This is a genomic window from Pseudomonas sp. TH49, assembly GCF_016650625.1.
Lineage (GTDB): Bacteria > Pseudomonadota > Gammaproteobacteria > Pseudomonadales > Pseudomonadaceae > Aquipseudomonas > Aquipseudomonas fluorescens_H.
The window spans coordinates 1,412,160-1,434,801 of the sequence record NZ_JAEKFL010000002.1; the positions used below are offsets into that span (position 1 = coordinate 1,412,160).

Here is a 22,642-nt window from a genome sequence, read left to right on the forward strand (position 1 = left end):
ATTCTAAAGTAGCGATTACTTGCTCCTGAGTGTTTCCATTAGATGATTTCGTCCAGCCCACTGGTTGATTGGTTATTAGAAAGCCTCGAACTCGACGCCAGTCTGTTTCACGTCGGCCGCTATTGCGGTGGTTGGCACGCCAGCACCCAAGGGCTGGCGCGCGCAAGTTTCCACTTGATCGTGCAGGGGCGTTGCTGGCTGCACATTGACGGGCGGGAGCAGCCAATTCCGCTGAACACCGGGGATGCAGTGTTCCTGCTGCGCGATCTGAATTACCGCCTCTCCAGCGCCGAAGAGGCGAGGATCGCCCAGACGCTGCCGCGCATGGCCATGACCGCGCTCGACAGCCAGGCGCAGGACGGTGTCGGGCTGGTTTGCGGGTTCTTTCATTTCAAGTCGGGATTGTCATCGTTGATCATCGAAGGCTTGCCGGACTGGATCATCCTGCGCGCGGGCGATCCTTCTTCGAGCGCGGCGCGAGCCTTGTTCGAGTTGATCCTGCAAGAGTGCGAACGCCTGCCAGCGCCCTCCTCGGCGCTGCTCGAACGCTTGAGTCATCTGCTGTTTTTGTACGTGTTGCGCCAGCAAATGACCGACAACCAGAGCCTCGGCGGCCTGGTGGCATTGGCGCGCAATCCGCAGTTCGCGCCGTTGCTGGATCAGTTGATCGAACAACCGCAATTGCCGTGGTCGCTGGAGAACATGGCGGCGAGTATCGGCTTGTCGCGCTCGGCGTTTTTCAAACGCTTCAATGAGCTGGCCGGGCAGTCGCCGGGGCAAGTGCTGCTGGCGTTGCGCATTCGGCATGCCTGCCAGTTGCTGCGAGCCAATCACACGGTGGAACAGGTGTGCGCGGCGGTGGGCTATCAGTCGATCGCCGCGTTTACCCGAGCGTTTGCCAAGTCGGTGGGGGTGCAACCGGGGGCTTATCGCAAGCAGCATGAGGGGCGCTGAGCTACGCGTGCCGTCGCTACTGGAAAGCACAGAGAATCTGTGGGAGCGGGCTTGCTCGCGAAAGCGGCGGTACATCCAACATCTTTATTGACTGAACTAGCGCTTTCGCGGGCAAGCCCGCTCCCACAGGGGATGGTGTCGATCAACGGATCTGTGCACACCGCAAAAACCTGTGGGAGCTGGCTTGCCAGCGATGGCGTTGGTAGATCCAATATCTTCGTTGACTGAACCGGCGCTTTCGCGAGCAAGCCCGCTCCCACAGTGGATGGTGTCGATCAACGGATTTGTGTACACCGCAAAACCTGTGGGAGCCGGGCTTGCCCGCGAAGGCGGCGGTACATTCAGCATCCTCGACTCGTTAGTTTCTTATTCCATTAATCAACCAACAAACCACTTTTTAATCTTTTATCGCTATTAAATCCGCCCCTTATAATTGCGCGTCTGCACTTAACTCATAAAAAGGGATATTCCATGCAAAGACGCCTGTTACTGGCTGCACTGTTTGTCGCTGTCGCCGGGTGCGCCAGTCCTCCTGCTGTTTCGGTGCATACCAAAGATCCCGCCAGTTCGACCCTGCAAGGTGATGCCACGCGTCCGGCGCAGGCACAGTGGATCCGCACCGAGCTGTACTTCTCGGTGGGCACCGTGGATGGCAAGGAAGGCGCGGTCAGCCCGGCGCGCTGGCGCGAGTTTCTCGACAAGGAAGTGACGTCGCGGTTTCCCGACGGTTTCACCGTGTTCGATGCCTATGGGCAATGGCGTGATCATGGGGCGAAAGAGCCTGAGCGGCTGAGCACCAAGGTCATTGTGATCCTGCACGAGAACAGTCCGCAGAACGCCGGCAATATCGAGGCGATTCGTCTGGCGTACAAACGCATTACCGGGGATCTGTCGGTGCTGCGCCTGTCGCAACCGGCCGACGTATCGTTCTAATCGTTCATCTGTCCGAGAGCTTGCCGAGGCGTCGACGCCAGGCGGCTCGATCCCGCCAGCAGCAGCGCGCCGACCAGCAACACACCAATCCCCAAAAACGCGCCCCACCCCACCACCGTCACGCTCGAATAGAGCATGTACAGGCACAGACCGAAAAACAGCAGCGGCAACAGCGGATACAACGGCACCCTGACCGGCCTCGGCACCTCGGGAAAGCGCCGGCGCAGGATGATCAACGCCAGGCTGCTGAAGCTCAGAAACAACCAGTACACCGGGGTCAGGTACTCGACCATGGTGTTGAAGCCGCTCTGGGTGAAACTGCCGAACAGCACCAGCAACAATGCCACCGCGCCCTCCGCCAGCAAAGCTTTGCGCGGCACGCCGTCGCGTTCGTCCCACTCGCCGAAACGACGCAACTGCGGCACATCGCGGGCCGCGGCGTAAGTGGTGCGCGCGCCGACCAGCAAAGTCGAGTTGATGGTGGCGATGGCCGCGATACCGACCATCAGCAAAATCAGCAGCACCCCCGGCGCACCGAATGCACGGTTCAACAGTTCCACGGCCGGTGCGTTGCTCGCTGCCAGTCCAGCGAAACCCAGGCCTCGAACGAGCGCCCAGTTCAGCGCCAGATAAATCGCCATCAGCACCGTCAGCGCACCGAGCATGGCGATGAATATTCCACGTCGACCATCGCGCACTTCCGCCGACAAGGTTGCCGCATCGCTCCAGCCGCCGAACGCCAGAAACACGAAAATCATCGCTGCGGAAAATCCGGCCATACCGGTGTTTTCCGGCGTGACCGAAACGCTCGGTGGCGGTGCTTCAATCCCCTGCCACGCCAGCCACACACCGGCGCTGGCGATGCTCAGAAAGCCCAGCGCCAGCAAACCCACCAACAAGGTCTGGGTGATGAAACCGATGTGCTTGCCGGTGAGATTGAGCAGCACCAGCGCGGCGATCACCCCGCCGGCAAACAGGCCCGAGCCGTACCGACCGAGCGGCACCACGGCATTGACGTAATCGGCAAACATGAACGCCGACAAGGCGATCCAGCCGGTATGCATCACCGAGAAGCGCGACCAGGCAAACAGGAAACCCATGCGCTCGCCATAGGCCGTGCGCAGAAAGTGATAGTCGCCACCCGGGTGCGGAAATGCGCTGGCCATTTCGGCAAAACACAAGGCCCCGCTCATCGACGCGAGACCGCCGAGCACCCAGACCCAATAGAAATATTCCGGCCCGACGTTCAGCGCCACGGTCGGCGCGGTTTTCAGGATGTCGGTGGTGATCACCATGCCCAGCGTGATCAGCAACGCCTGCAACACCGGCAGATGGCGCTTGGGGCCGTTGGAGTGATTCATGGAGAGTTCCGCAAAAAGTCCGCCATCCGTGGCGGATCGGCTCAGAAGCCGTAGGTGGCGCTGGCGTAGTAGTACGCGCCGTTGGTGCCGATCGGCGACAGCACGTCATACGGCAGGTTGCCACCGTAGTTGATCGCCGAGCCGGAGCGTTCCGGGTAGTTGTCGGTGAGGTTGTTGCCGCCCAGGGCGACGCTGAATTTCGGGGTGAATTTGTAGGTCACCTCGGCGTCCAGTTGCCACACCGCGCCGTAGGTCTGCTCCGGTTGCGAGTCGCCGAAATCGAACACCCGAGTGGTCTCGCCCTGACGGGTCAGACGTCCGAGCAGACCCCAATGTTCGCTGGCCCAGTTGGCGGAAAACACGAAACGATCCTTGGGTGCAGCGTCGGTCAGGGTGTTGGTTTCTTCAACGCCGACCAGTGCATCGTTGCCGATACCCAACGCCGTCAGTTGCGAAGGCGTGCCTTTGGTGCTGGTGACTTTGGTGTGGTTGTAGGTGTAGGCGGTGGTCAGGCCCAACGTCCCTTCATACAGTGGCTGGTGATAGTTGAGCACCAGTTCGGCGCCGTGGGTGCTGGTGTCGGCAGCGTTGGTGAAGAAGTTCACGTCATGCACCCCGGCCACGCCGAAGTTGTCGTTGATGTATTGCTCCATGGCGTCGCTGCCGATGCGCTGCGACAGGGTGATGCGGTCCTTGACGTCGATGCGGAACACATCGAGCGAGGCATCGAAGCGTTCGTTGAGCTGAAAGGTCAGGCCGAGGCTAAAGTTCTTCGAGGTTTCCGGATCGAGCTTTTGCGCACCCAGCGCGCGGGCGATCGGGTCGTTCACCGAGAGCACGCGAATATCGGTGAGCGTGCCGCCTTCGCCGAAGTTGCTGGTGGTGTTCTGGAAACCGCTCTGCGCCAGCGACGGCGCGCGGAAGTTGTTCGACACCGCACCGCGCAGCGCCCACTGCTCGGTCAGTTTGTAGCGACCACTGAGCTTGCCGGTGAGTTTGCTGCCGGCATCGTCGTAATGTTCCCAGCGGGTGGCGGCGTCGACGAAGAAGCGGTCGGTGAGATCGCCCGACAACTCGGCGTAAGTCGCGAACACGTTGCGGTCCAGGTCCGACTCTTCGCTGGGGCGCAGACCGTTGGCGCCATCAGCGCCGGAGCCAATGTAAGAGGCCTCGTCACCCGCGTAGGTCAGGTAGTTTTCGTAGCGATATTCGCCGCCCAGCGCCAGCACGAACGAGCGTCCGCCCAAGCGCAGTTCGCGACTGAAATCGAGGTTGGTGGTGGTCTGGCGCAGCTCGTAATCGCCGGTGTCGAACTTGGTCGGCGAGTCCTCGCCGAGGCTGACGTTGAGGGTGCGGCGGGTGGATCCGTCGAAGCGGTTACGGCCATGGGTAACGCTGCTGTCGAAGTCCCAGTCTTCGCCGATCATGCCTTTGAAACCGGCGGTGGCAGAGACGTCCTTGTTGTCGCCCAGCGACTGCGGCAGGTAGCCGTTGGGGTAGAACTGCGGCTGCTCGTAGGGGTAGCGATAGAATTCGGCGCCGGTGGTGTGGCGCTGGTTGTAAGTGCCGAAGCTGTAGGCTTTGCCGCCGGCCAGCGGCAGCTCGCTGTTGAACCACAGGTTGACGTCCCGCGCCAGGCCGTCACCCATCACATAGTTGCGCTGGTCGGGGGTATCGGCAAAGCCATCGAAACCGGCGCGGTTGGTCGGGTTGCGATTTTTGTACTCGGTGCCGCCACGAATGAACCCGCCCTCTTCGCCCAGGCGCGTGCCGATCTTGGCCGTGGTCACGCTGTTCTGGCCGTCGGTGGTGGTTCTGCCGATGGCGTCCTGATGGGTGTGAAACGCGCCGTAGCTGGTGGACACTTCGCCGCCCTCGGGCGCGTCGTCGAGAATGATGTTGATCACCCCGGCAATCGCATCGGAACCGTATTGCGCCCCGGCACCATCGCGCAGCACTTCGATGCGTTTGATCGCACTGATGGGGATCGAGTTGAAGTCCACTGGTGCCGTGCCGCGACCGATTTTCGACGAGTCGTTGACCACTGCCGAAGTATGACGGCGCTTGCCGTTGACCAGCACCAGCACCTGGTCCGGGCTCATACCGCGCAACTGTGCGGCGCGCACATGGTCAGCACCACCGGAGTTGGACTGACGCGGCATGCTGAACGATGGCAGCAACGTTTGCAGCGCCTGACCCAGCTCACCGTCGGCCGCGCCGGTGGACTTGAGGTCGGCGGCGGTCAATACGTCAACCGGCACCGGAGAATCCAGCACCGTGCGAGCAGTGCCACGGGTGCCGGTGACCAGCACGGTACCCAGCCGTGTGTCATCGTCAACGCGCGTGGAAGTGTCTTCGGCTTGCGCCGGAACTTGCCAGATCGCACCGACAACCGCGATGGCCAGCAATGAACGGGAACGGTGATACATGTGACAGCTCCTTTATCGCAGCTAATACCCGGCCGTTGCCGACAATAAGGGTTCGGCAATCAATGCACGGCAATGTCTGCTGTAGTTTTAGAAATCAGGAAGGCGGTGAAGGCTGGTTAAACGTATTGAGTTGGTTAAGCGCAGAATCCCCAAAGTTAGTTGTTTCCCCTTGAACACCGATGCTAGACGGGCTGAGGCTTGCCGTAAAAGAACCAATAACACTTAGGTTAGATCGGGCTGATTAACTGTATTTAGTCCAACACAAGTGTTGCCAGAACAACAGTAGCGCAACTAAGCAGCAACTAACTCAAGCATGAATGCTGCACCTTGTGGGAGCGGGCTTGCTCGCGAAAGCTATCGTTCAGTCACCGAAGAATATCGACTGGGCTGGCCCCTTCGCGAGCAAGCCCGCTCCCACAGGTTTGACGGGGTGAACACTGACTTCTCATCCACCACAGATCCAATGTAGGAGTGAGCCTGCTCGCGATAGCGGTGTATCAGCCACCGAAGCAGTTGAATGTCCGGGCCCCATCGCGAGCAGGCTCACTCCTACAGGTTGAACGGGGTGAACACTGACTTCTCATCCACCACAGATCCAATGTGGGAGCGGGCTTGCTCGCGATAGCGGTGTATCAGCCACCGAAGCAATTGAATGTCCGGGCCCCATCGCGAGCAGGCTCACTCCTACAGGTTGAACGGGGTGAACGCATAGCTTTCATCCACCGCAGATCCAATGTGGGAGCGGGCTTGCTCGCGAATGGGCCAGTCCAGTCACCCGAGATGTTGACTGCAAACATGCGCAAACCTTTAGTCGAATTCCTTTTCCAGCCAGGCATCCGCGGCAATGTCCAGGGCCTGCGCACTGAAGCGTTGTTCCGCAAACGGGTCGGCGTGCAGGTGAAAGCCGTTGCGCTCCCAGAAACCGGGTTTTTCTTCGTCGACAAACTCCAGACCGCGCAGCCATTTGGCGCTTTTCCAGAAGTAGCGCCCGGCGACCACCAGCCGCAGCGGCCAGCCGTGCTGGGCGGTCAAGGGTTGGCCGGCGTAATGGGTGGCGAGCAGGCTGTCCGGGTGCAGCAGGTCGTCCAGCAACAGGTTGGTCTGGTAGTCGTGATCGGCGTGGGCCATGACAAAACGTGAAGCGGGCTGGATATCGAGCTCGCTCAGCAGATCCTGCAGATGCACCCCACTCCATTGCGTGTCGAACTTCGACCAGCGTGTCACGCAATGAATGTCACATTGCAACTCGCGCTGCGGCAACCTTTGCAGGTCAGCAAAACTCAACTCGACGACACGTCCGACCTTGCCAAACAGGCGCAGTGACCAGGTTGCCAACTCATACTCCGGCACCGTGCCTTCGTGGAGAATCGGGAACCGCTCCGTCAACACCTGCCCCGGCGGCAAGCGTTGACCGAGCGCCGGATCAGCCTTGGGTGCGCGGCTGTTGCGCAAGCGCATGGCTTTGTTGTGCATATTCACTCCCAAGCGCGTCAGGATGCCTGCCGCGCATACAGCGCATCACCCGGTGATAACGGTTGCATTCAGTTCGCCACAGGAATCCACTCGGCCCGCGCCACGTTGGCGCTATCACCGAACGCCGGCAGCTTCTGCGCCAGGTCGCGAACGTTTTTCACGTCAAGATCGAGCAACTGCTGACGGGTGATCAGGGTCGGTGGCACCAACACTTGATGCCCAGGATTTTCGCCAGCAATCAACATCGCCAGACTGCGCACGCTGATCGCACCCGCCACTTGCGGATTGACCGCTGCGGTCGCCGCCCAGGCGCTGTCCGGTTCTTTCATGATCTGAATGTCGGCGGTGGAAATGTCGGCGCTGTAGATCTTCACCTTGCGCCCCAGCCCGGCCTCATCGACGGCGATTTTCGCACCTTTGGCGAACTCGTCGAACGGCGCGAAGATCACGCTGATATCCGGATTGGCCCGCAGCACCGCGCTGGCCTGATCCGCCACCGAGTTGGCAATCGGCGGGTTGAGCGTGCCGAAACGCGCCTTCTCGATGATACCCGGATTGGCCTTTTTCACCTGACTCCAGATCTCGTCGCGACGCTCCATCGGTGTGAAGCCGCTGATGTACACGTAACCGGCATCGAACCGCGTGCCGTTGTCCTTCACCGCCTGATCCAGCGCCAGTCGCGCCAGTGCATGGTGATCCTGCTCGACCTGGGTCACTTGCGGGCTGTTCAGATCGACGTCGAACGCCACCACCTTGATGCCTTTGGCGATCGCCCGGTCAATCGGTCCCTTGAGGGTTTCCGCCAGGCCCAGTTGCACGATGATCCCGTCGACGCCGAGGTCGATCGCCTGATCGATCATCTCGCCCTGACTCGCCGCCTGCTGCCGCGCATCGAACACCCGCAGATTGGCCCCCAGCGCCTCGGTCTGTTTCTCCACGCCGCGCAGATACGCCTCGGGAAAGTCCCCGGAAAACAGATAACCGACCAGCGCGATCTGCACCTGGCCCTTGTCGAACGGCGCCGGAGCACCCGGCAATGCCTTGGCCTGAGCGCTCAACGCCAACGCCGAGAGCACCGCGCCGGCGAGACATTGGCGTGCGAACTGCTTGATTGAACCGTGCATACATCTTCCTTGCAGCGACAAATGAACCGGCTCAGCGCGCCCGATGCGCGAGGCCGAAGGTGAACATCAGGGCCAGCACCAGCACCAGTCCCTTGACGAAATCCTGCGAGTAGTACGGCGCGTTGAGCATGGTCAGGCCATTGAGCAGCGACGCCACCAACAGTGCGCCGACCAACGTGCCGAAGGCATTGGGCTTCTTCGCGCCGAGCACGGCAAAACCGATCAGCGCCGCACCGAGGGCGTCGAGCACCAGACCGTTGCCAGAGCTGACATCACCCCGGCCCAGGCGCGCCGCCAACAGTAAACCGCCGAGCGAGGCGAGCAATGCCGAGAGCACGTAAGCGAGCAACTTGAAGCGCTGCACTGGCGCGCCTGCCAATCGCGCTGCCTGCTCGTTGCCGCCAATCGCATAAAACAACCGGCCGATGCGCGTGCGCTCGAGAAACAGCCACACCGCCAGCGCCACCAGCGCAGTGATCAACACCGGCACCGGCACCACGTCCCACAAGCGACCGCGGCCGAGGGCGAGAAACGCGGTACTGAACGTGCCTTCGGTTTCCACGCCACTGGGCAAGGTCATGCCCACCGCAATCGAGCGCCCGCCCGTGGGAATCAGTTGCACGCCGATCACCAGAAACATGCTGCCCAGCGTTGCAAGAATGTCCGGCACCCGCAGCTTGACGATCAGCCAGCCATTGAGCAGCCCGACCAGTGCGCCACCGGCCAGACTGATCAGCACCGCCGGCACCGCGCCCCAACCGAGCACCACCATCACGTAACTGGCGATCATCAGGCTCATCGCTGCCACCGCACCAATCGACAGATCAAGTCCGCCGACGGCCATGGTCAGCGTCACGCCAAGGGCCAGCAGCGCGACGATCGACACCGACTGCAAGATGCTGAACAGATTGCCGACGCGCAAAAACGCCGGCTCCGCGACACTGAAAAACACCACGATCAGCGCCAGCAGCCACAACAGGCCGTAGCGGATCAGCGCTTGCAGCAGGCGCTCGGCGGGTGCCGTAGCGGCAGACAACAATGAACTCGAATCAGGCACTCGCTCTGCTCCTTGGCGTGGCATGAAAGGGATTTTCGCTAGCGTCGCTGCCGGCCAGCGCGGCGACCAGGGTCGCGCGTTCAAGGCCGGCGCGCGGATATTCGGCGACCACCGCGTGATCGCGCACCAACAGAATCCGGTCGGCGATTTCCAGGGCTTCGTCGACATCGGCGCAAATCACCAGGGTCGCGCGGCCGCCGGCACTGTCGCGCAGCAGTTGGCCGATCTCGCGGCGGGCGCGCACGTCGACGCCCTGAAACGGCTCGTCAAGGATCAACACCCGCCCTTCTCCGAGCAGCCAACGGCCAAGCACGACCTTCTGTTGATTGCCGCCGGACAGCGCGCTCATCGGCACCTCGATGCCGGCGGTCTTGATCCCCAGCGCCGCGACTTGCGCCTCGACCGCTGCGGCTTCGGCGCGGTTGCGAATGAAACCGGCACGGGTGAAGCGCTCCAGAAACGGCAGCGTCAGGGTGCGGCGCAGGGAAAAGTCGGGCACCAACGATTGACTCGCGCGATCCTCCGCTGCGAGAAACACACCGCTGCGAATCGCCGCCCTTGGCGAACCCGGCAGCCAGTCCATGCCATCGAGTTGCAAGCTGCCGGCCACGGCTTTGCGCAAGCCGAACAGCACTTCGGCGATCTCGCTTTTTCCGGCGCCGAGCAGCCCGGTCAGCACCACCACTTCGCCTTGGTGCAGGTCGAAATCGAAACGCCTGGAGCGCGGCAAAATCTGCAAACCGCGCACACCAAGGACTTTTCGGCCCACGCTGCCGGGCGTGTAGACATGCCCGTCCAGCGCCTGCCCGAGCATCGCCTGCACCGCCTCGGGCAACTGCCGTGCGCTGAATTCTCCGGCCAGTCGCCCATCGCGCAGGACAATGGCGCGATCCGCCACCCGTTGCAGATCGGACAAGCGATGGGAGATGTAAACAATCGCCACGCCACGGCTGCGCAGGGTGTCGATCAGACCGAACAGCCGTTGCGCCTCGGCATCCGACAAGGCTGCGGTCGGCTCATCGAGAATCAGCAGACGCGGCTGCAAGGCAAAGGCCCGCGCCAGCACCACTAACTGCCGCTCGGCCTGGCCCAAGTGTTCAATCGGCTGCTCCAGCGGCAACACCAGACCCAGCCCGGCCGCGATGCTCGCGGCGCGTTCCAGCAAGCGTTTGCGATTGAGCCAGAAGTCCGCGTCAGGCTTGCACAACTCATCGAGCAGCAGGTTTTCCGCCACGCTCAATCCGGGCGCAATGCCCTCGTTGATCTGCTGATGCACCGCGACAATCCCGACCCGACGTGCCGACAGCGGCGAGCTGAATTGCCGGGGCTGCCCGTCGATGTAAATCTCGCCGCCATCGGCGCGCTGGCTGCCGGCGAGAATCTTCACCAGCGTCGATTTGCCGGCACCGTTGGCACCGAGTAACGCCACCACTTCGGCGGGATGAATCTGCAGGCTGACGCGATCCAGTGCGCGGTTCGAGCCAAAAGTTTTGCTTAGTTCGCGCACCTGAATCAGCGGCGCGCGGGCCACGACGACACTCATAAAATTCCTTAACGTCGATGAGCCAGCGAACGTACCAGCCGGTCGCCCAGGCTCTGCACGCCCTGCACCAGAATGACCAGCACCACCACGGTGGCGACCATCACTTCATTGTTGAAACGCTGATAGCCGTAACGGATCGCCAGATCACCGAGGCCGCCACCGCCAATCACCCCGGCCATGGAAGAAAAACCGATCAGCATCACCAGCGTCAGAGTGATCCCCGCCAGTAACGCGGGCAGCGCTTCGGGCAACAGCACTTTGAAAATCACATGACGGATGTCGCCGCCCATGGCGAGGATCGCTTCGATGCGGCCCTTGTCGACTTCATCCAGTGCGTTCTCGACGATTCGCGCAAAAAACGGAAACGCGCCAATGGTGATCGGCACCACCGCCGCGGTGCTACCGAGGGTGGTGCCGACCAGCAGACGCGTCAGCGGAATCAGGGCAATCAACATCACCACAAAGGGCAGCGAGCGCCCAAGATTGACCAGCGAACCCAGCGCGGCATTGAGCCGTGGCAGCGGCCACAGTCCGTCGCGCCGACTGACAAACAGCAACACCCCGAGCGGCAAACCGATCAGCAACGTGAACAGCCCGGCGAGCAAGATCATGTACAGGGTTTCGCCGGTGGCGTTGAACACCAGTTGCAGGATTTCATTCCAGTCGATGCTGCGGTTCATGGCTGCGCCGCCCGTACGCCGTATTGCTTGAGGAAGCTGAGACCGGGAATGTCGTGGCCCAGCGGCAGGCCGCAGGTGGGACGTAACGAAGTGCCGAGACTCGATTGCGGATCGGCGAGCAAGCGCGGCACCGGGCCGGACTCGACCAGACGCCCGTCCGCCATCAACGCCGCGTGATCGCAGATCGACTTGACCACCTCCAGCTCATGGGTGATCAGCACGATGGTCACGCCCAGTTGCCGATTGATATCGCGCAGCAGGTCGAGAATCGACGCGGTGGTTTCCGGGTCCAGCGCGCTGGTGGCTTCGTCCGACAACAGATACGCCGGCTCGGCGGCCAGAGCTCGGGCAATCCCCACCCGCTGTTTTTGCCCACCGGACAACTGCGAGGGAAAGGCTTGCGCCTTGTCAGTCAAGCCGACCAGTTCCAGCAGCTCGCGCACCCGCACATGGCGCCACGGTTTGCCGACGTTGGCGATTTCCAGCGGCACGGCGATGTTGTCGAAGACGGTGCGCGAGTGCAGCAGATTGAAGCCCTGGAAGATCATGCCGATGCGCTGACGCTGGCGGCGCAGGTCGCTGGCGGACAGCCTCAGCAGGTCCACACCGTCGATCAGGATCCGCCCGCTGTCCGGGCGTTCGAGCAGATTGAGACAGCGCAACAGGGTCGACTTGCCCGCCCCGCTGCGCCCGAGGATGCCGTAGATCGCACCATCGGGAATGCTCAGCGACACCTGATCCAGTGCCGGCGTCGGCGCCGACGGGTAGGTCTTGCTGACCTGCTCGACGACGATCATGGTTTGGCATCCACCACGGGGATCACCGAACCCTTGAAGTTATCGGTGATGTATTTCGCCACTTGCGGCGAGGTCAGGTCCTTGGCCAGTTGCGCGATGCGCGGATCGTTCTGCAGTTTCGGCGTGGTCACCAGAATGTTGGCATACGGATTGTGCTCGGCCTTCTCCAGCCCCAGCGCATCCTTGGCCGGCACCAGTCCGGCTTCCAGCGCGTAGTTGCCGTTGATCACCGCAAGGTCGACGTCGTCCAGGGCCCGAGGGATTTGCGGCGATTCGATTTCGAGGATCTTCAGCTGTTTCGGGTTCTCGGCGATGTCCTTGGGCGTGGCCTGATCGGCTGCCGGATCCTTGAAGCCGGGCTTGAGTTTGATCAACCCGTTGTCCTGTAACAGGTACAGCGCACGGCTCAGGTTGGTGACGTTGTTGGGAACCGCCACGGTGCCCTTTTCCGGCACGTCGGCGAAGCTTTTGTGCCGGCGCGAATAGATGCCCAGCGGCTCGATATGCACCGTGGCGGCCACCGCGAGTTTCTGCCCCAGCGCTTGCTCCTGGGATTTCAGATACGGCAGATGCTGGAAGTAATTGGCATCGACATCGCCATGCACCAGCAGCTCGTTGGAGTTCACGCCGTTGGGAATCTCGATGACCTTGAGGTTGAGTTGCGGATCGATTGTCTGGATGTACGCGAGAATCTGCGCGTGCGGCACCGGGTCGGCAGCCACCCGCAACGGCTCCAGTGCCTGCGCGCCGAACGAAGTCACCAGCGCGCCGAGCACGGCCAGGGTCAAACCTGCTTTTTTCAACATGTGCGGAGTCCTTGAGCGAGTGATGAATCAGGCGTTGGCGGTCTTGCGCAGCGGTGGGCGGGCATCAGCGCATCGGCATAAAAGCGCCGGGCGACGTCGGGGTGCGAGCGCAAACGACCCTTGAGGTAGTTCCAGCCGACATCGCGAAACAATGGATTGAGCGGATCACTCGCCGGGCCACGCGCTTCGCGCAACAGCACGGTGGGCAACGGATACAGCGGCACCACGGCATCGAGTTGCGCGCCGAGGAAGAAGGCGATGGACAAGCGCTCGCTGCCTGCGGGCGGCGACACCACCCGATGCACCGTGGCGCGCAGATAACCATTGGTGGCCAGCTCCAGCAGTTCGCCGATGTTCACCACCAGCGTGTTGTCGCGGGGCAGCGCATCGATCCAGCGCCCTTCCTCGACCTCCACTTGCAGACCGGCCTGCTGGTCTTGCAGCAGAAAGCTCAGGAATCCGGAATCCTTGTGCGCGCCGACGCCTTGCTGGCTCGCGTTGGCGGCCTGGCCTGGATAGCGCATCAACTTGATGTGTTCGTTGGGCTTGTCGCCGTACAACTGATCGAACGCGTCCGCCCGCAGCGACAGCGCCTGGGCAAAGGCACGCAGCAGACGCAACGCCATACGCGTCATCGCCTGTTGCCATTCGAGCAGCAGCGGTTTCAGTTCTGGCAGCGCCGCCGGCCATTGGTTGGGCCCCTGCAAGCGCGCCCACAACGGGCTGTCCGCGTCCAGCGGCAACGCTTCGCGCTCGGCGCCGAGATCGAACTGCTCTCGCCAGTCGGGTTGACCACGGGTGATCTCGGAAGCGGCACGGTTGTAACCGCGAAAATGCGGCGAATTGATCATGCCGACGGCAGTCTTTTCCTGCTCGGACAAGGCGAAGAACTGCCGGGCGTGATCCTGCACCTGCTTGAGCAGGTGGCTGTCGATGCCATGGCCGGTGAGATAGAAAAAGCCGACGTCACGCGCGGCGTGACGCAGGTTTTCAAGAAATGCATAACGCTGTTGCGCGGTGCCTTCGAACAACGAAAGGTCCAGCGTCGGCAGCGTAGTGATATCGAGGGTATGCGGCATGATTCACTCCCGTGTGAACCAAACCTGAAGAGCCTTTGATCGATTCAGCGTGTGCCGTCATGGCAATCGGGGGTCTATCGGTTTGATGCGTTTGATTCGTCGTGAGACAAAACTAAACGATCTTAAAAACGACGAACAAATACCCTTTTTGCATTAGCTTAGGCCTGACGCTCAGGTTCGCTGTCTTCGCGCAACAGCTCTCCCGCTTCAACTGATCAGCGTGCCGGGTCATAAAACGGCTCGACTGCCACCCGGCTGCCGACAAAGAAACTGTCAGCCACCAGCCGCAGCGGCTGCAGATCCACGTCGCTGGCCCGATCGCCAATCAGTTGCTGAAAGTGTCGATACACCGCCGTGTACTCGCCCTCTTCCGACACCGCCTGGCGCACGCCGTCGATGCTCAGCAGTGCCCCGCCGTTGTCCAGGCGCAGCAGCCCTTCGGCGCAGCGAATCTCGATGCTCCAGAGTTCGTCGTGACCGTGGTCGAAATCGAACTCCGCCTGCACGTCGAGCCCGTGCGCATCGGACATCTTGATCGACGCGGCAATCGGCGACTGGCAGTTGTCCGGTACGCGCAGTTCGGCGGCTTCGACAAACAATGGCTGCGCCAGCAAACGGGTGACAATCGACAAGGCATTGATGCCCGGATCGAAAACGCCCAGACCACCGGGTTGCCAGATCCACGTCTGACCGGGATGCCACTTGCGCACGTCTTCCTTCCAGTCGATCTGCACGCTTTGCAACGTGCGGCCGGCGAGCCAGTCGCGGGCGGCTTCAATCCCGGGGGCGTAGCGCGAATGCCAGGCGAACAACGCACTGACACCCTGCTGCTGCGCCTGACTGACCAGGGCCAGCGCCTCGCCCAGCGTCGCGCACGGCGGTTTTTCCACCAACACATGTTTGCCGGCGGCCAGCGCCTGCTGCACCAGTGCGAACCGACCTTGCGGCGGCGTACAAAACGCAATCGCATCCACCTCGGGGCCGTGTTCCAGCAACTCGCTCAACGAGTGAAAGTTCTCCACCCCGACACAGGGTTTACCTTGCGTGGCGACCGCCACCAGGTGAAACCCGGGATTGGCGTTGATCGCCGGCACATGTTGATCCTGGGCAATCTTACCGTAGCCCACCAGACCGAGACGGATCGGTTGCATCAGTGACTCCTGTTTTTGTCTTGTTGTCGTCAGCGAGTGCGCAGATTAGCCGTAAACGTCACGGAATACCCAGCTGAGTCTGATCAAAAAACCACAGACGCCAGCGCTCACTTCACCACAACGGGTAGCAACGCTGATGCAGCGGCGCAAACAAGAAAGCCTGCTTTCTTTGTGTATCTTCCCAGCTAGCTGCACGTTAGCTGGCACGCTCACAGAAACGACGCCATGCTATGCTCCGATAGAGAAAACGAGAGGTTCCAATGACCAGATCAGCCACTGAGAGCGTCGCGACTGAAGTTCGCCTGCTCGCCAAAGCCCACAAAGTTACCGCCGACCGTGACAACCTCAGTTGCATGGCGGTGACCATCACGCGCCTGGCCGGTGATGTCGTGGAACTGGACGGTGTTGAGCAATTGCTCGTCAACCTGAAAAGAAAAGGCGTTCTGAGCAAGACAGAAATCATGGCCCTGCAAGGCCGCTACCTGCAGGAAAAAAGGCGTTGCAAAAAGCAACTCAGCGCATGAATTTCGAACCCTTCGGCGATTTTGAGACTGAAGGCTATCTTCAAAACTCGCTCAAACTCAAAGATCCCACTGAAGTCAAAGAATCCGAGCACCTCTCATTTGAAGCCAGTATCGACGACGCTCTCGCCTATCTCGCCAAGAAAAAGCCCATTGACTACAAGGCAGTCCTGAAAACACACGAAATACTTTTCTCGGGCTTTTACCCTTGGGCGGGGAAAGACAGAAATGAGCTAGTCCCCCATCTGGCAGTTTTCAAGGGATCGAAAGATGATCCTCATCACACGATATTTGAGCGTCCGGAGCTGATCAAACGGTCGGTCGAATACGCCCTCGAACTCGCGGTAAACAAAAAGCGCTTCCGTGCTCGGCCTGGGGAAGTCATGGGTCAGTTGGCTTCTGCGCACCCTTTTCTGGACGGCAATGGGCGCACGATCCTGCTCGTGTAAATGGAGCTGTGCTTTCGGACCAAATTCGCCATCAACTGGTAAATGACCAATAAAGATGACTATCTGCGGGCTCGCAGCGACGAGATTCGAGATCCTTTCCAAGGCCATCTGGATCGTTACCTGACACCTTTCATCATCGACATCTCCAGCCGTGAAGAGTGGCCTGAAATGATTGGCGGCATAAAAGGACTGGATGGCCTGGATAAAGAGGGCATCACCTACGAAAGCCTGGATGATCCTGAGGTTCAGCGGCTCTATAAAACTTATAGAGCGCAGCCCATTGAGTAAGCGTCAGTTGTGAAGCCCCCCCTTCCCTGCAGATCTTCATCACATTTGAGGTGTGCCACACGCCTGCAGCAGACTGAAACCGAAAAACAAAAGCCTGCCTTTGAGGGCAGGCTTTCACGTTCACAACGCTGCAGTCACTTCTGCTGCGCGGTCAACGCCGAGTAACTGTTCATCAAGTTCCGGTAGTTCGGAATCCGCTGCGACAGCAGATTGCCCAGCCCTTCGATGTCGTTGCGCCAGTCGCGGTGCAGCTCACAGGCGACCGAGAACCAGTTCATCATTTGTGCGCCGGCCTGGGTCATGCGGCTCCAGGCGGCTTGCTGGACGGTGGTATTGAAGGTGCCGGAGGCGTCGGTGACGACGAATACGTCAAAGCCTTCAGCCAGTGCCGACAGGGTCGGGAACGCTACGCAGACGTCGGTCACGACACCGGCGATGATGATCTGCTTGCGGCCGGTGGCCTTGATCGCCTTGACGAAGTCTACGTTGTCCCAGGCGTTGATCTGGCCCGGGCGGGCAATGTACGGCGCGTCGGGGAACATTTCTTTCAGTTCCGGAACCAGCGGGCCGTTGGGGCCTTGTTCGAAACTGGTGGTGAGGATGGTCGGCAGGTTGAAGAATTTTGCCAGGTCGGCCAAGGCCAGGACGTTGTTCTTGAACTCGTTCGGCGAGAAGTCCTGAACCAGAGAAATCAGACCGGTCTGGTGGTCGACCAGCAGGACTACGGCGTCGTCTTTGTTCAGGCGGTTGTAGGTTGCAGTGCTCATGTTTGAATCCCTTTTCTTGGTTGTGGTGGTTGGGGTGGCGTTGAACATGGGCACAGATTACTGACACCACCGGAACCGATAAATCGGTTGAAAAGGGTTTCACTGTCAACTCATAACAGACAATCCTGGCGACATAACACTGACTTGCCAGCCTCCAACTCAATCCGCCTCGGGCATTGGTTTGGCGATCATCAAACTGTACGGCGCCCGGTTCAGGACCTTCTCCACCGTTGCGCCAATCAAGTTGAGGCCTTGCGGGTAGGCGGTGCCCCATAACCCTGTGGGAGCGGGCTTGCTCGCGAAGGGGTCATTCCAGGCAACATCTCAAATGGCTGACACACCGCTTTCGCGAGCAAGCCCGCTCCCACACTGGATCTCGACAGGCCGACATTCCTGAGTTCACCGCATAACTCTGTGGGAGCGGGCTTGCCCGCGAAGGGGTCATTCCAGGCAACATCTCAAATGACTGACGCACCGCTTTCGCGAGCAAGCCCGCTCCCACACTGGATCTCGACAGGCCGACATTCCTGGTTCACCGCATAACCCTGTGGGAGCGGGCTTGCTCGCGAAGGGGTCATTCCCAGGCAACATCTCAAATGGCTGACACACCGCTTTCGCGAGCAAGCCCGCTCCCACAATGATCTCGGCAGGCCGCCATTCCTGGGTTCACCGCATAACCCTGTGGATGAAGTTATGAGCTAATAACACCTTCATTAAACCGTCTTTCAAACGTTGTACTAGGATAGGATCCACATCCTGACATTGCGCCGACCAGGGAACATGCGCGACGCAGGTCAGGAATGGGACTGTTTCACCTGCAACTCATGGATGATGTTTATGAACTCACACCTGTTTCCCCACATCGGTAAAGTCATCGCCAGCACCGGCAGCCGGCACTTTCCGCGGATGCTGCATGACCTGATCCAGACGCAATTGGCGGTGGACGCCACCCACATTCGCCAGATGCGCGTCGAGCCGGTAGGCCGCCCCGCCCATCGCAACCCGCCGGAAACCGGCAAAGACTCGGCCCAGCAGGCTGAAACGGTATTCTGCGAGCAGATTGCCGCACGCTCGAGCGAGCCGATGGACCCGCCAGCCTCGGCCTGCGCCGATGCCTCTCAGCTGCACCTGACCCGGCGCAAGGACGGCTACCGCTACGTGATTTCGGTGTATCGCAACGACCAGTCGCAGCGCTTCTCGGCTCAGGAGCAGAGTTTGTTGCAGGACATTTCTCCGGTGCTGTTGCCGATGCTGGAAAAACACATTCACGCCCTGCAACCCCAGCAGGCCAACACAGAAGACCCGTCGCCCGGCGCTGACGGCGCACAACAGGGCCTGGAAAACCTGCGGCTGCGCTTCAACGAGCGTTTACAGCAACTGGGTCTGAGCCTGTCCAATCGCGAAACCGAAGTGTGCATCGGCCTGCTCGCCGGACGCACCGCGCCGGAACTGGCCGAGCAATTGCAGTTGAAGGTCAACACGGTGGAAAGCTATCTCAAGCGCGCCGCGATCAAACTGGGGATCAGCGGCCGGCATTCACTGATGCGCTGGATGTATTCGCCGGAGGACACAAGCCACGCCACCAGCGCAGCCTGAGTCCGTAGCTGAACAAAAAACCGCCGCCCTCCCCGGACGGCGGTTTTTTACATTGGGGGCCTAATCCTTCGGCACGACTCTATCCAGCGCCTGATTCACCGCCAACTCCCCCAGCATCACTACTTGCGCAATGCCCAGCGCGATATTGCGGCTCGACCCTTCCAGCGTCCCGGCGAAGTCACCGAGCATCACCGTGGCCGAGGCCAGGGATTCGCAGGCGTTGGCCAGCAGGGATTCAGTGTCGGCTTGCGGGTTGACCAGGAACATGCTGCTGGGGGTGTAAGGCGTCGCCATGATGTGCGCGGGCGCGAGGTAGTGATCGAGGGCGCGTTCGGCGGCTTCGTGGAGTTTTCTGGAGTTGAGTGATTCGTAGGGTGACACCGGGTCTGTGGCCGGCAGATTGGGTGGGGTTTCGGGCATCAGCGGGAACTCCGATCGAGGTACTTTGAAAGGATTACTCACTGCAGGAGTTGCCGCAGGTTCGGGCCGCGTTCGGACGATCTTTTGATCTTGTTTTTAAAAGCAACATCAAAAGATCGCAGCCTTCGGCAGCTCCTACAGGGGGCCGCGTGATTAGTTCGGCACGCGGCGGCCGTCCAGCACTCGGTTGACCATCAGTTCACTGAGCATGATCACCTGATGCAGCATCAGCATCGCCCGGCGCTGTGGGTTGTCGACGACGTCGCCGATGTCGCGGGCCATGTCACTGGCGGCGGCTAATGATTCGCAGGCTTCGACCAGCAATGTTTCTTCGTCCACGGTGGGGTCGATGAGGAAGATTCGGCTTGATTTGCCTGACGGTACTGAAGGGATGGAGATCTTCAGTGCGCCGGGGTTGAGGTAGAAGCTGATGGCGCGGTCGGTCGCGGCTTTTATCTTCTGCGGGTCGAGGGCCGGGTCGTATGGGATTGGATCGACGTCCGGGGGGTTGGGTGTGGCTTTGAACATGGATGAAGCTCCTGCTTAGCAAAAGTAAGGAGCCATCACTCTCGCTACCAAACGAGGGTGGTGGCCATACGCAGGTTGGTAGACCGGTCTAAGCAGGAAAACCCGGCGCTCCCGAAGGAGCCCCACGCATGGCCACCATAAAATCGAATCCCTGAAAAGGGACTGCACACGGTGTCGCCATCACACTTAGAAACGGGCTACCAAACCCGATCACTGATTTTCAGTGACAGGGAAACGATATAGCCCGGCCCATAGCCGTGTAAGCCAGCGGATTCTGGCGTACGCGTAGGTAACGGCGCAAGGTGTTGTAGCCGTTATGGCGTAACGGTTCGTGTACTTTAAACGTGGTTGCAGGGGTGCGTTTATGTGCGGGGTCTGCTCTGTTGTTTTGATGTTGTCTGGCAGGCCGCTTTCGCGAGCAAGCCCGCTCCCACCGTTGGAACGAGTGCATTCAGTTGGGAGGGTGATCGGCTTGTGGGCCGCCATCGCTGGCAAGCCAGCTCCCACAGTTGGAATGAGTGCATTCAGTTGGGAGGGTGATCGGCTCGTAGGCCGTCATCGCCAGCAGGCTGGCTCCCACAATTGGATTGGGTGCATTCAGTTGGGGACCGGTTGGCTGTCAGGCCGCCATTGCCAGCAGGCCTGGACGAAAAACAGGGACGGGTTCATGACCCGTCCCTTTCGATTAGTGCACTTCAGGCACAAGCCCGGCCAATCAGCTCCGGCAATCAGTCCCGCGCCAGCGCCTCGATCGGGTCCAGGCGCGAGGCATTACGCGCCGGGACGAAGCCGAAGACGATGCCAATCAGCGTCGAGCAGATCACCGCCGTCACCACCGAGGCCATGGAGAAGACCATCTCCCACTCCTTGATGAACACCGAAAACAGGTGGCCGATGGCATACGACAGGGAAATGCCGATCGCCCCGCCGAGCAGGCAGACCATCACCGCCTCCACCAGAAACTGCTGACGGATGTCCGACTGACGCGCGCCGACCGCCATGCGAATGCCGATCTCGCGCGTGCGCTCGGTGACCGACACCAGCATGATGTTCATCACACCAATGCCGCCGACCACCAGCGAAATCACCGCGATCAGCGACAGCAGCAAGGCCAGGGAACGGCTGGTTTTCTGCACGGTCTGCATCACGCTGTCGAGGTTGTTGGTGTAGAAGTCCTTGATGCCATGGCGTTGCAGCATCAATTGGGTGACGTGATTTTCCACGACTTTGCTCGACTGGCCGTCCTTGATCCGCACGCTGATGCTGTCGAGAAAGCGCTGGCCGAGCAGGCGCCCGGCAGCGGTTTCGTAGGGCACCCAGACGTTGAGGGTCTTGCCTGAGGCAAACAGGTTTTTGTTCTCGGCTGCCACGCCGATCACCGTGCACGGCAGGTTGCCGATCAGGATCACCTGGCCCAGCGGATCGACGCCCTCGGCGAACAGCCGATGCCGGGTGTTGTAGTCGATCACCACCACCTGCGCCTGGCGCCGTGCATCACTCTCGCTGAAGGTGATGCCCGCCTCCAGTTTGATTCCGCGCACCTGAAAATACTGCTCGCTGACGCCGTTGATCTGCGCGTCGAGGTCGATATTGCGATAGCGCAGGAGCATGCTGCGGCCGACCACCGGGGTGGCGCTGTCGACGTAATACAGTTGATTCAGCGCGGTGACATCCGCCGGCACCAGTGTCTCGATCGAGGCGGCGCGCTTGTCGCCGAAACTGGTGCCGGAATAGATGTCGATGGTGTTGCTGCCGATTGCCGAAATGTCCTTGAGCACGTAGTTTTTCGCGCCCTCGCCGATCGCCGAAATCGACACCACTGAGGTGATACCGATGACGATCCCGAGCATGGTCAGCAAAGTGCGCATGCGGTGCGAAATCAGCGCCACCCAGGCCATGTTGAAGGCTTCCTTGAACAGCCCGAGGCTGGCCACCAGGCGGCGGGTCGCCGGGGGTTTTGGCGGCACGTCTTCACCCGGCAGTTGCCCGGTGTCGCGCTGGTTGCGGCGGTCGCTGAGGATTTCACCGTCGCTGACTTCGATGATGCGCTCGGCGTTGGCCGCGACTTTCGGGTCGTGGGTCACCAGAATCACCGTGTGCCCGGCCGCGTGCAACTCCAGCAGGATGCGCATCACCTCTTTGCCGCTGGCGGTGTCGAGGGCGCCGGTGGGTTCGTCGGCGAGGATCACTTCCCCGCCGTTCATCAAGGCCCGGGCGATACTCACCCGCTGCTGCTGACCACCGGAGAGCTGGCTCGGCCGGTGGGTCAGGTGCCCATCGAGACCCAGACGCGCCAGCAGCTCACGGGCGCGGGCGTGGCGTTGTGGCGCGGGGATGCCAGCGTAGATTGCCGGCATCTCGACGTTGTGCATCGCGCTCAGGTGCGGCAGCAAGTGATAGCGCTGGAAGATGAAACCGAAGTAATCGCGGCGCAGTTCGGCCAGCGCCTGATCGTCAAGGTCGCGGGTCTCTTGGCCGTTGATCTTGTAGCTGCCGGCGGTGGCGTAATCGAGGCAGCCGAGGATGTTCATCAGGGTTGATTTGCCGGAGCCGGAGGCGCCGATGATCGCCACCATTTCCCCGGCATTGATCGTCAGGTTGATGTTCTTCAGCGCGAGAAATTCACGGTCGCCGGCGGTAAAACTGCGGGTGATGCCGGTCAGTTGCAGTAACGGCTGCGTCATGC

At 60.8% G+C, this 22,642-nt stretch carries 19 protein-coding genes and 1 pseudogene; 5 read left to right on the plus strand and 15 right to left on the minus strand.

Features of this window, described 5'->3' with window-relative positions:
• Positions 1 to 42: 42 nt before the first annotated feature.
• Positions 43 to 954, plus strand: a complete 912-nt coding sequence (locus tag JFU48_RS23860; RefSeq protein ID WP_201137875.1) for an AraC family transcriptional regulator — start codon at positions 43 to 45, stop codon at positions 952 to 954.
• Between the two features lie 471 nt (positions 955 to 1,425).
• Positions 1,426 to 1,887 (plus strand): DUF3574 domain-containing protein, encoded by a 462-nt coding sequence (locus JFU48_RS23865; protein ID WP_103486633.1) that lies wholly within the window; start codon positions 1,426 to 1,428, stop codon positions 1,885 to 1,887.
• Here the strand turns inward: JFU48_RS23865 and JFU48_RS23870 are convergent.
• The 11 genes from JFU48_RS23870 to JFU48_RS23920 form a co-directional block, all read right to left on the minus strand.
• Entirely contained in the window at positions 1,884 to 3,248 is a 1,365-nt protein-coding gene (locus JFU48_RS23870; protein WP_201137876.1) for an APC family permease, read from the minus strand. The two genes, JFU48_RS23865 and JFU48_RS23870, sit on opposite strands and share 4 nt — an antisense overlap.
• A 41-nt stretch (positions 3,249 to 3,289) precedes the next feature.
• Entirely contained in the window at positions 3,290 to 5,677 is a 2,388-nt protein-coding gene (locus JFU48_RS23875) for a TonB-dependent receptor plug domain-containing protein (RefSeq protein WP_201137877.1), read from the minus strand.
• Positions 5,678 to 6,484: 807 nt separating this feature from the next.
• Complete coding sequence (locus JFU48_RS23880; RefSeq protein WP_201137878.1) at positions 6,485 to 7,150, minus strand: sulfite oxidase-like oxidoreductase; 666 nt, start codon at positions 7,148 to 7,150, stop codon at positions 6,485 to 6,487.
• A gap of 68 nt (positions 7,151 to 7,218) precedes the next feature.
• On the minus strand, positions 7,219 to 8,274 hold the full coding sequence (locus tag JFU48_RS23885; RefSeq protein ID WP_201137879.1) for a substrate-binding domain-containing protein: 1,056 nt from the start codon (positions 8,272 to 8,274) through the stop codon (positions 7,219 to 7,221).
• Positions 8,275 to 8,305: 31 nt separating this feature from the next.
• Positions 8,306 to 9,331, minus strand: a complete 1,026-nt coding sequence (locus JFU48_RS23890) for an ABC transporter permease subunit (RefSeq protein ID WP_201137880.1) — start codon at positions 9,329 to 9,331, stop codon at positions 8,306 to 8,308.
• Positions 9,324 to 10,874, minus strand: a complete 1,551-nt coding sequence (locus JFU48_RS23895) for a sugar ABC transporter ATP-binding protein (protein WP_201137881.1) — start codon at positions 10,872 to 10,874, stop codon at positions 9,324 to 9,326. Before JFU48_RS23895 ends, JFU48_RS23890 begins: the two co-directional genes overlap by 8 nt.
• Before the next feature lie 8 nt (positions 10,875 to 10,882).
• Positions 10,883 to 11,554 carry a methionine ABC transporter permease gene (locus JFU48_RS23900; RefSeq protein ID WP_103486640.1) on the minus strand — a complete coding sequence of 224 codons (672 nt, stop codon included), beginning with the start codon at positions 11,552 to 11,554 and terminating at the stop codon, positions 10,883 to 10,885.
• Positions 11,551 to 12,351: a methionine ABC transporter ATP-binding protein gene (locus JFU48_RS23905; protein WP_201137882.1), complete on the minus strand. Its 801-nt coding sequence runs from the start codon at positions 12,349 to 12,351 to the stop codon at positions 11,551 to 11,553. The genes JFU48_RS23900 and JFU48_RS23905 overlap by 4 nt, the downstream gene beginning before the upstream one ends.
• A complete protein-coding gene (locus JFU48_RS23910) occupies positions 12,348 to 13,157 on the minus strand; it encodes a MetQ/NlpA family ABC transporter substrate-binding protein (protein WP_201137883.1) in 810 nt (269 codons plus the stop codon). The genes JFU48_RS23905 and JFU48_RS23910 overlap by 4 nt, the downstream gene beginning before the upstream one ends.
• On the minus strand, positions 13,151 to 14,236 hold the full coding sequence (locus tag JFU48_RS23915; protein ID WP_201137884.1) for an isopenicillin N synthase family dioxygenase: 1,086 nt from the start codon (positions 14,234 to 14,236) through the stop codon (positions 13,151 to 13,153). Before JFU48_RS23915 ends, JFU48_RS23910 begins: the two co-directional genes overlap by 7 nt.
• A 215-nt stretch (positions 14,237 to 14,451) precedes the next feature.
• Positions 14,452 to 15,387, minus strand: coding sequence for a Gfo/Idh/MocA family protein (locus JFU48_RS23920; RefSeq protein WP_201137885.1), 936 nt, complete (start codon positions 15,385 to 15,387; stop codon positions 14,452 to 14,454).
• Positions 15,388 to 15,647: 260 nt separating this feature from the next.
• Here JFU48_RS23920 and JFU48_RS23925 point away from each other — a divergent pair, with 260 nt between their 5' ends.
• Both JFU48_RS23925 and JFU48_RS23930 read left to right on the plus strand, forming a co-directional pair.
• Complete coding sequence (locus JFU48_RS23925; protein ID WP_003224234.1) at positions 15,648 to 15,911, plus strand: hypothetical protein; 264 nt, start codon at positions 15,648 to 15,650, stop codon at positions 15,909 to 15,911.
• Positions 15,908 to 16,645, plus strand: a pseudogene (locus JFU48_RS23930) (Fic family protein). The gene JFU48_RS23925 and the pseudogene JFU48_RS23930 overlap by 4 nt, the downstream one beginning before the upstream one ends.
• A gap of 134 nt (positions 16,646 to 16,779) precedes the next feature.
• Here JFU48_RS23930 and ycaC read toward each other — a convergent pair.
• A complete protein-coding gene (gene ycaC / locus JFU48_RS23935) occupies positions 16,780 to 17,412 on the minus strand; it encodes an isochorismate family cysteine hydrolase YcaC (RefSeq protein ID WP_201137886.1) in 633 nt (210 codons plus the stop codon).
• Positions 17,413 to 18,249: 837 nt separating this feature from the next.
• On the opposite strand from ycaC, the gene JFU48_RS23940 reads away from it, so the two are divergent.
• The gene (locus JFU48_RS23940; RefSeq protein ID WP_201137887.1) at positions 18,250 to 19,008 is read left to right on the plus strand and encodes a helix-turn-helix transcriptional regulator; all 759 of its coding nucleotides are present in this window, start codon (positions 18,250 to 18,252) and stop codon (positions 19,006 to 19,008) included.
• Between the two features lie 60 nt (positions 19,009 to 19,068).
• Here JFU48_RS23940 and JFU48_RS23945 read toward each other — a convergent pair whose 3' ends face one another.
• The 3 genes from JFU48_RS23945 to JFU48_RS23955 all read right to left on the minus strand — a co-directional run bounded on the left by JFU48_RS23945 (position 19,069) and on the right by JFU48_RS23955 (position 22,640).
• Positions 19,069 to 19,428 (minus strand): DUF6124 family protein, encoded by a 360-nt coding sequence (locus JFU48_RS23945; protein WP_201137888.1) that lies wholly within the window; start codon positions 19,426 to 19,428, stop codon positions 19,069 to 19,071.
• A gap of 153 nt (positions 19,429 to 19,581) precedes the next feature.
• Complete coding sequence (locus JFU48_RS23950; protein ID WP_201137889.1) at positions 19,582 to 19,956, minus strand: DUF6124 family protein; 375 nt, start codon at positions 19,954 to 19,956, stop codon at positions 19,582 to 19,584.
• Between the two features lie 728 nt (positions 19,957 to 20,684).
• Entirely contained in the window at positions 20,685 to 22,640 is a 1,956-nt protein-coding gene (locus JFU48_RS23955; protein ID WP_201137890.1) for a MacB family efflux pump subunit, read from the minus strand.
• Positions 22,641 to 22,642: the final 2 nt, after the last annotated feature.

What these genes read in the sequence shown, in the direction of transcription:
- JFU48_RS23860 (WP_201137875.1), top strand. Translation starts at nt 43, where the DNA reads ATGATTTCGTCCAGCCCACTGGTTGATTGGTTATTAGAAAGCCTCGAA.
- JFU48_RS23865 (WP_103486633.1), top strand. Translation starts at nt 1,426, where the DNA reads ATGCAAAGACGCCTGTTACTGGCTGCACTGTTTGTCGCTGTCGCCGGG.
- JFU48_RS23870 (WP_201137876.1), bottom strand. Translation starts at nt 3,248, where the DNA reads ATGAATCACTCCAACGGCCCCAAGCGCCATCTGCCGGTGTTGCAGGCG.
- JFU48_RS23875 (WP_201137877.1), bottom strand. Translation starts at nt 5,677, where the DNA reads ATGTATCACCGTTCCCGTTCATTGCTGGCCATCGCGGTTGTCGGTGCG.
- JFU48_RS23880 (WP_201137878.1), bottom strand. Translation starts at nt 7,150, where the DNA reads ATGCACAACAAAGCCATGCGCTTGCGCAACAGCCGCGCACCCAAGGCT.
- JFU48_RS23885 (WP_201137879.1), bottom strand. Translation starts at nt 8,274, where the DNA reads ATGCACGGTTCAATCAAGCAGTTCGCACGCCAATGTCTCGCCGGCGCG.
- JFU48_RS23895 (WP_201137881.1), bottom strand. Translation starts at nt 10,874, where the DNA reads ATGAGTGTCGTCGTGGCCCGCGCGCCGCTGATTCAGGTGCGCGAACTA.
- JFU48_RS23900 (WP_103486640.1), bottom strand. Translation starts at nt 11,554, where the DNA reads ATGAACCGCAGCATCGACTGGAATGAAATCCTGCAACTGGTGTTCAAC.
- JFU48_RS23905 (WP_201137882.1), bottom strand. Translation starts at nt 12,351, where the DNA reads ATGATCGTCGTCGAGCAGGTCAGCAAGACCTACCCGTCGGCGCCGACG.
- JFU48_RS23910 (WP_201137883.1), bottom strand. Translation starts at nt 13,157, where the DNA reads ATGTTGAAAAAAGCAGGTTTGACCCTGGCCGTGCTCGGCGCGCTGGTG.
- JFU48_RS23915 (WP_201137884.1), bottom strand. Translation starts at nt 14,236, where the DNA reads ATGCCGCATACCCTCGATATCACTACGCTGCCGACGCTGGACCTTTCG.
- JFU48_RS23920 (WP_201137885.1), bottom strand. Translation starts at nt 15,387, where the DNA reads ATGCAACCGATCCGTCTCGGTCTGGTGGGCTACGGTAAGATTGCCCAG.
- JFU48_RS23925 (WP_003224234.1), top strand. Translation starts at nt 15,648, where the DNA reads ATGACCAGATCAGCCACTGAGAGCGTCGCGACTGAAGTTCGCCTGCTC.
- ycaC (WP_201137886.1), bottom strand. Translation starts at nt 17,412, where the DNA reads ATGAGCACTGCAACCTACAACCGCCTGAACAAAGACGACGCCGTAGTC.
- JFU48_RS23940 (WP_201137887.1), top strand. Translation starts at nt 18,250, where the DNA reads ATGAACTCACACCTGTTTCCCCACATCGGTAAAGTCATCGCCAGCACC.
- JFU48_RS23945 (WP_201137888.1), bottom strand. Translation starts at nt 19,428, where the DNA reads ATGCCCGAAACCCCACCCAATCTGCCGGCCACAGACCCGGTGTCACCC.
- JFU48_RS23950 (WP_201137889.1), bottom strand. Translation starts at nt 19,956, where the DNA reads ATGTTCAAAGCCACACCCAACCCCCCGGACGTCGATCCAATCCCATAC.
- JFU48_RS23955 (WP_201137890.1), bottom strand. Translation starts at nt 22,640, where the DNA reads ATGACGCAGCCGTTACTGCAACTGACCGGCATCACCCGCAGTTTTACC.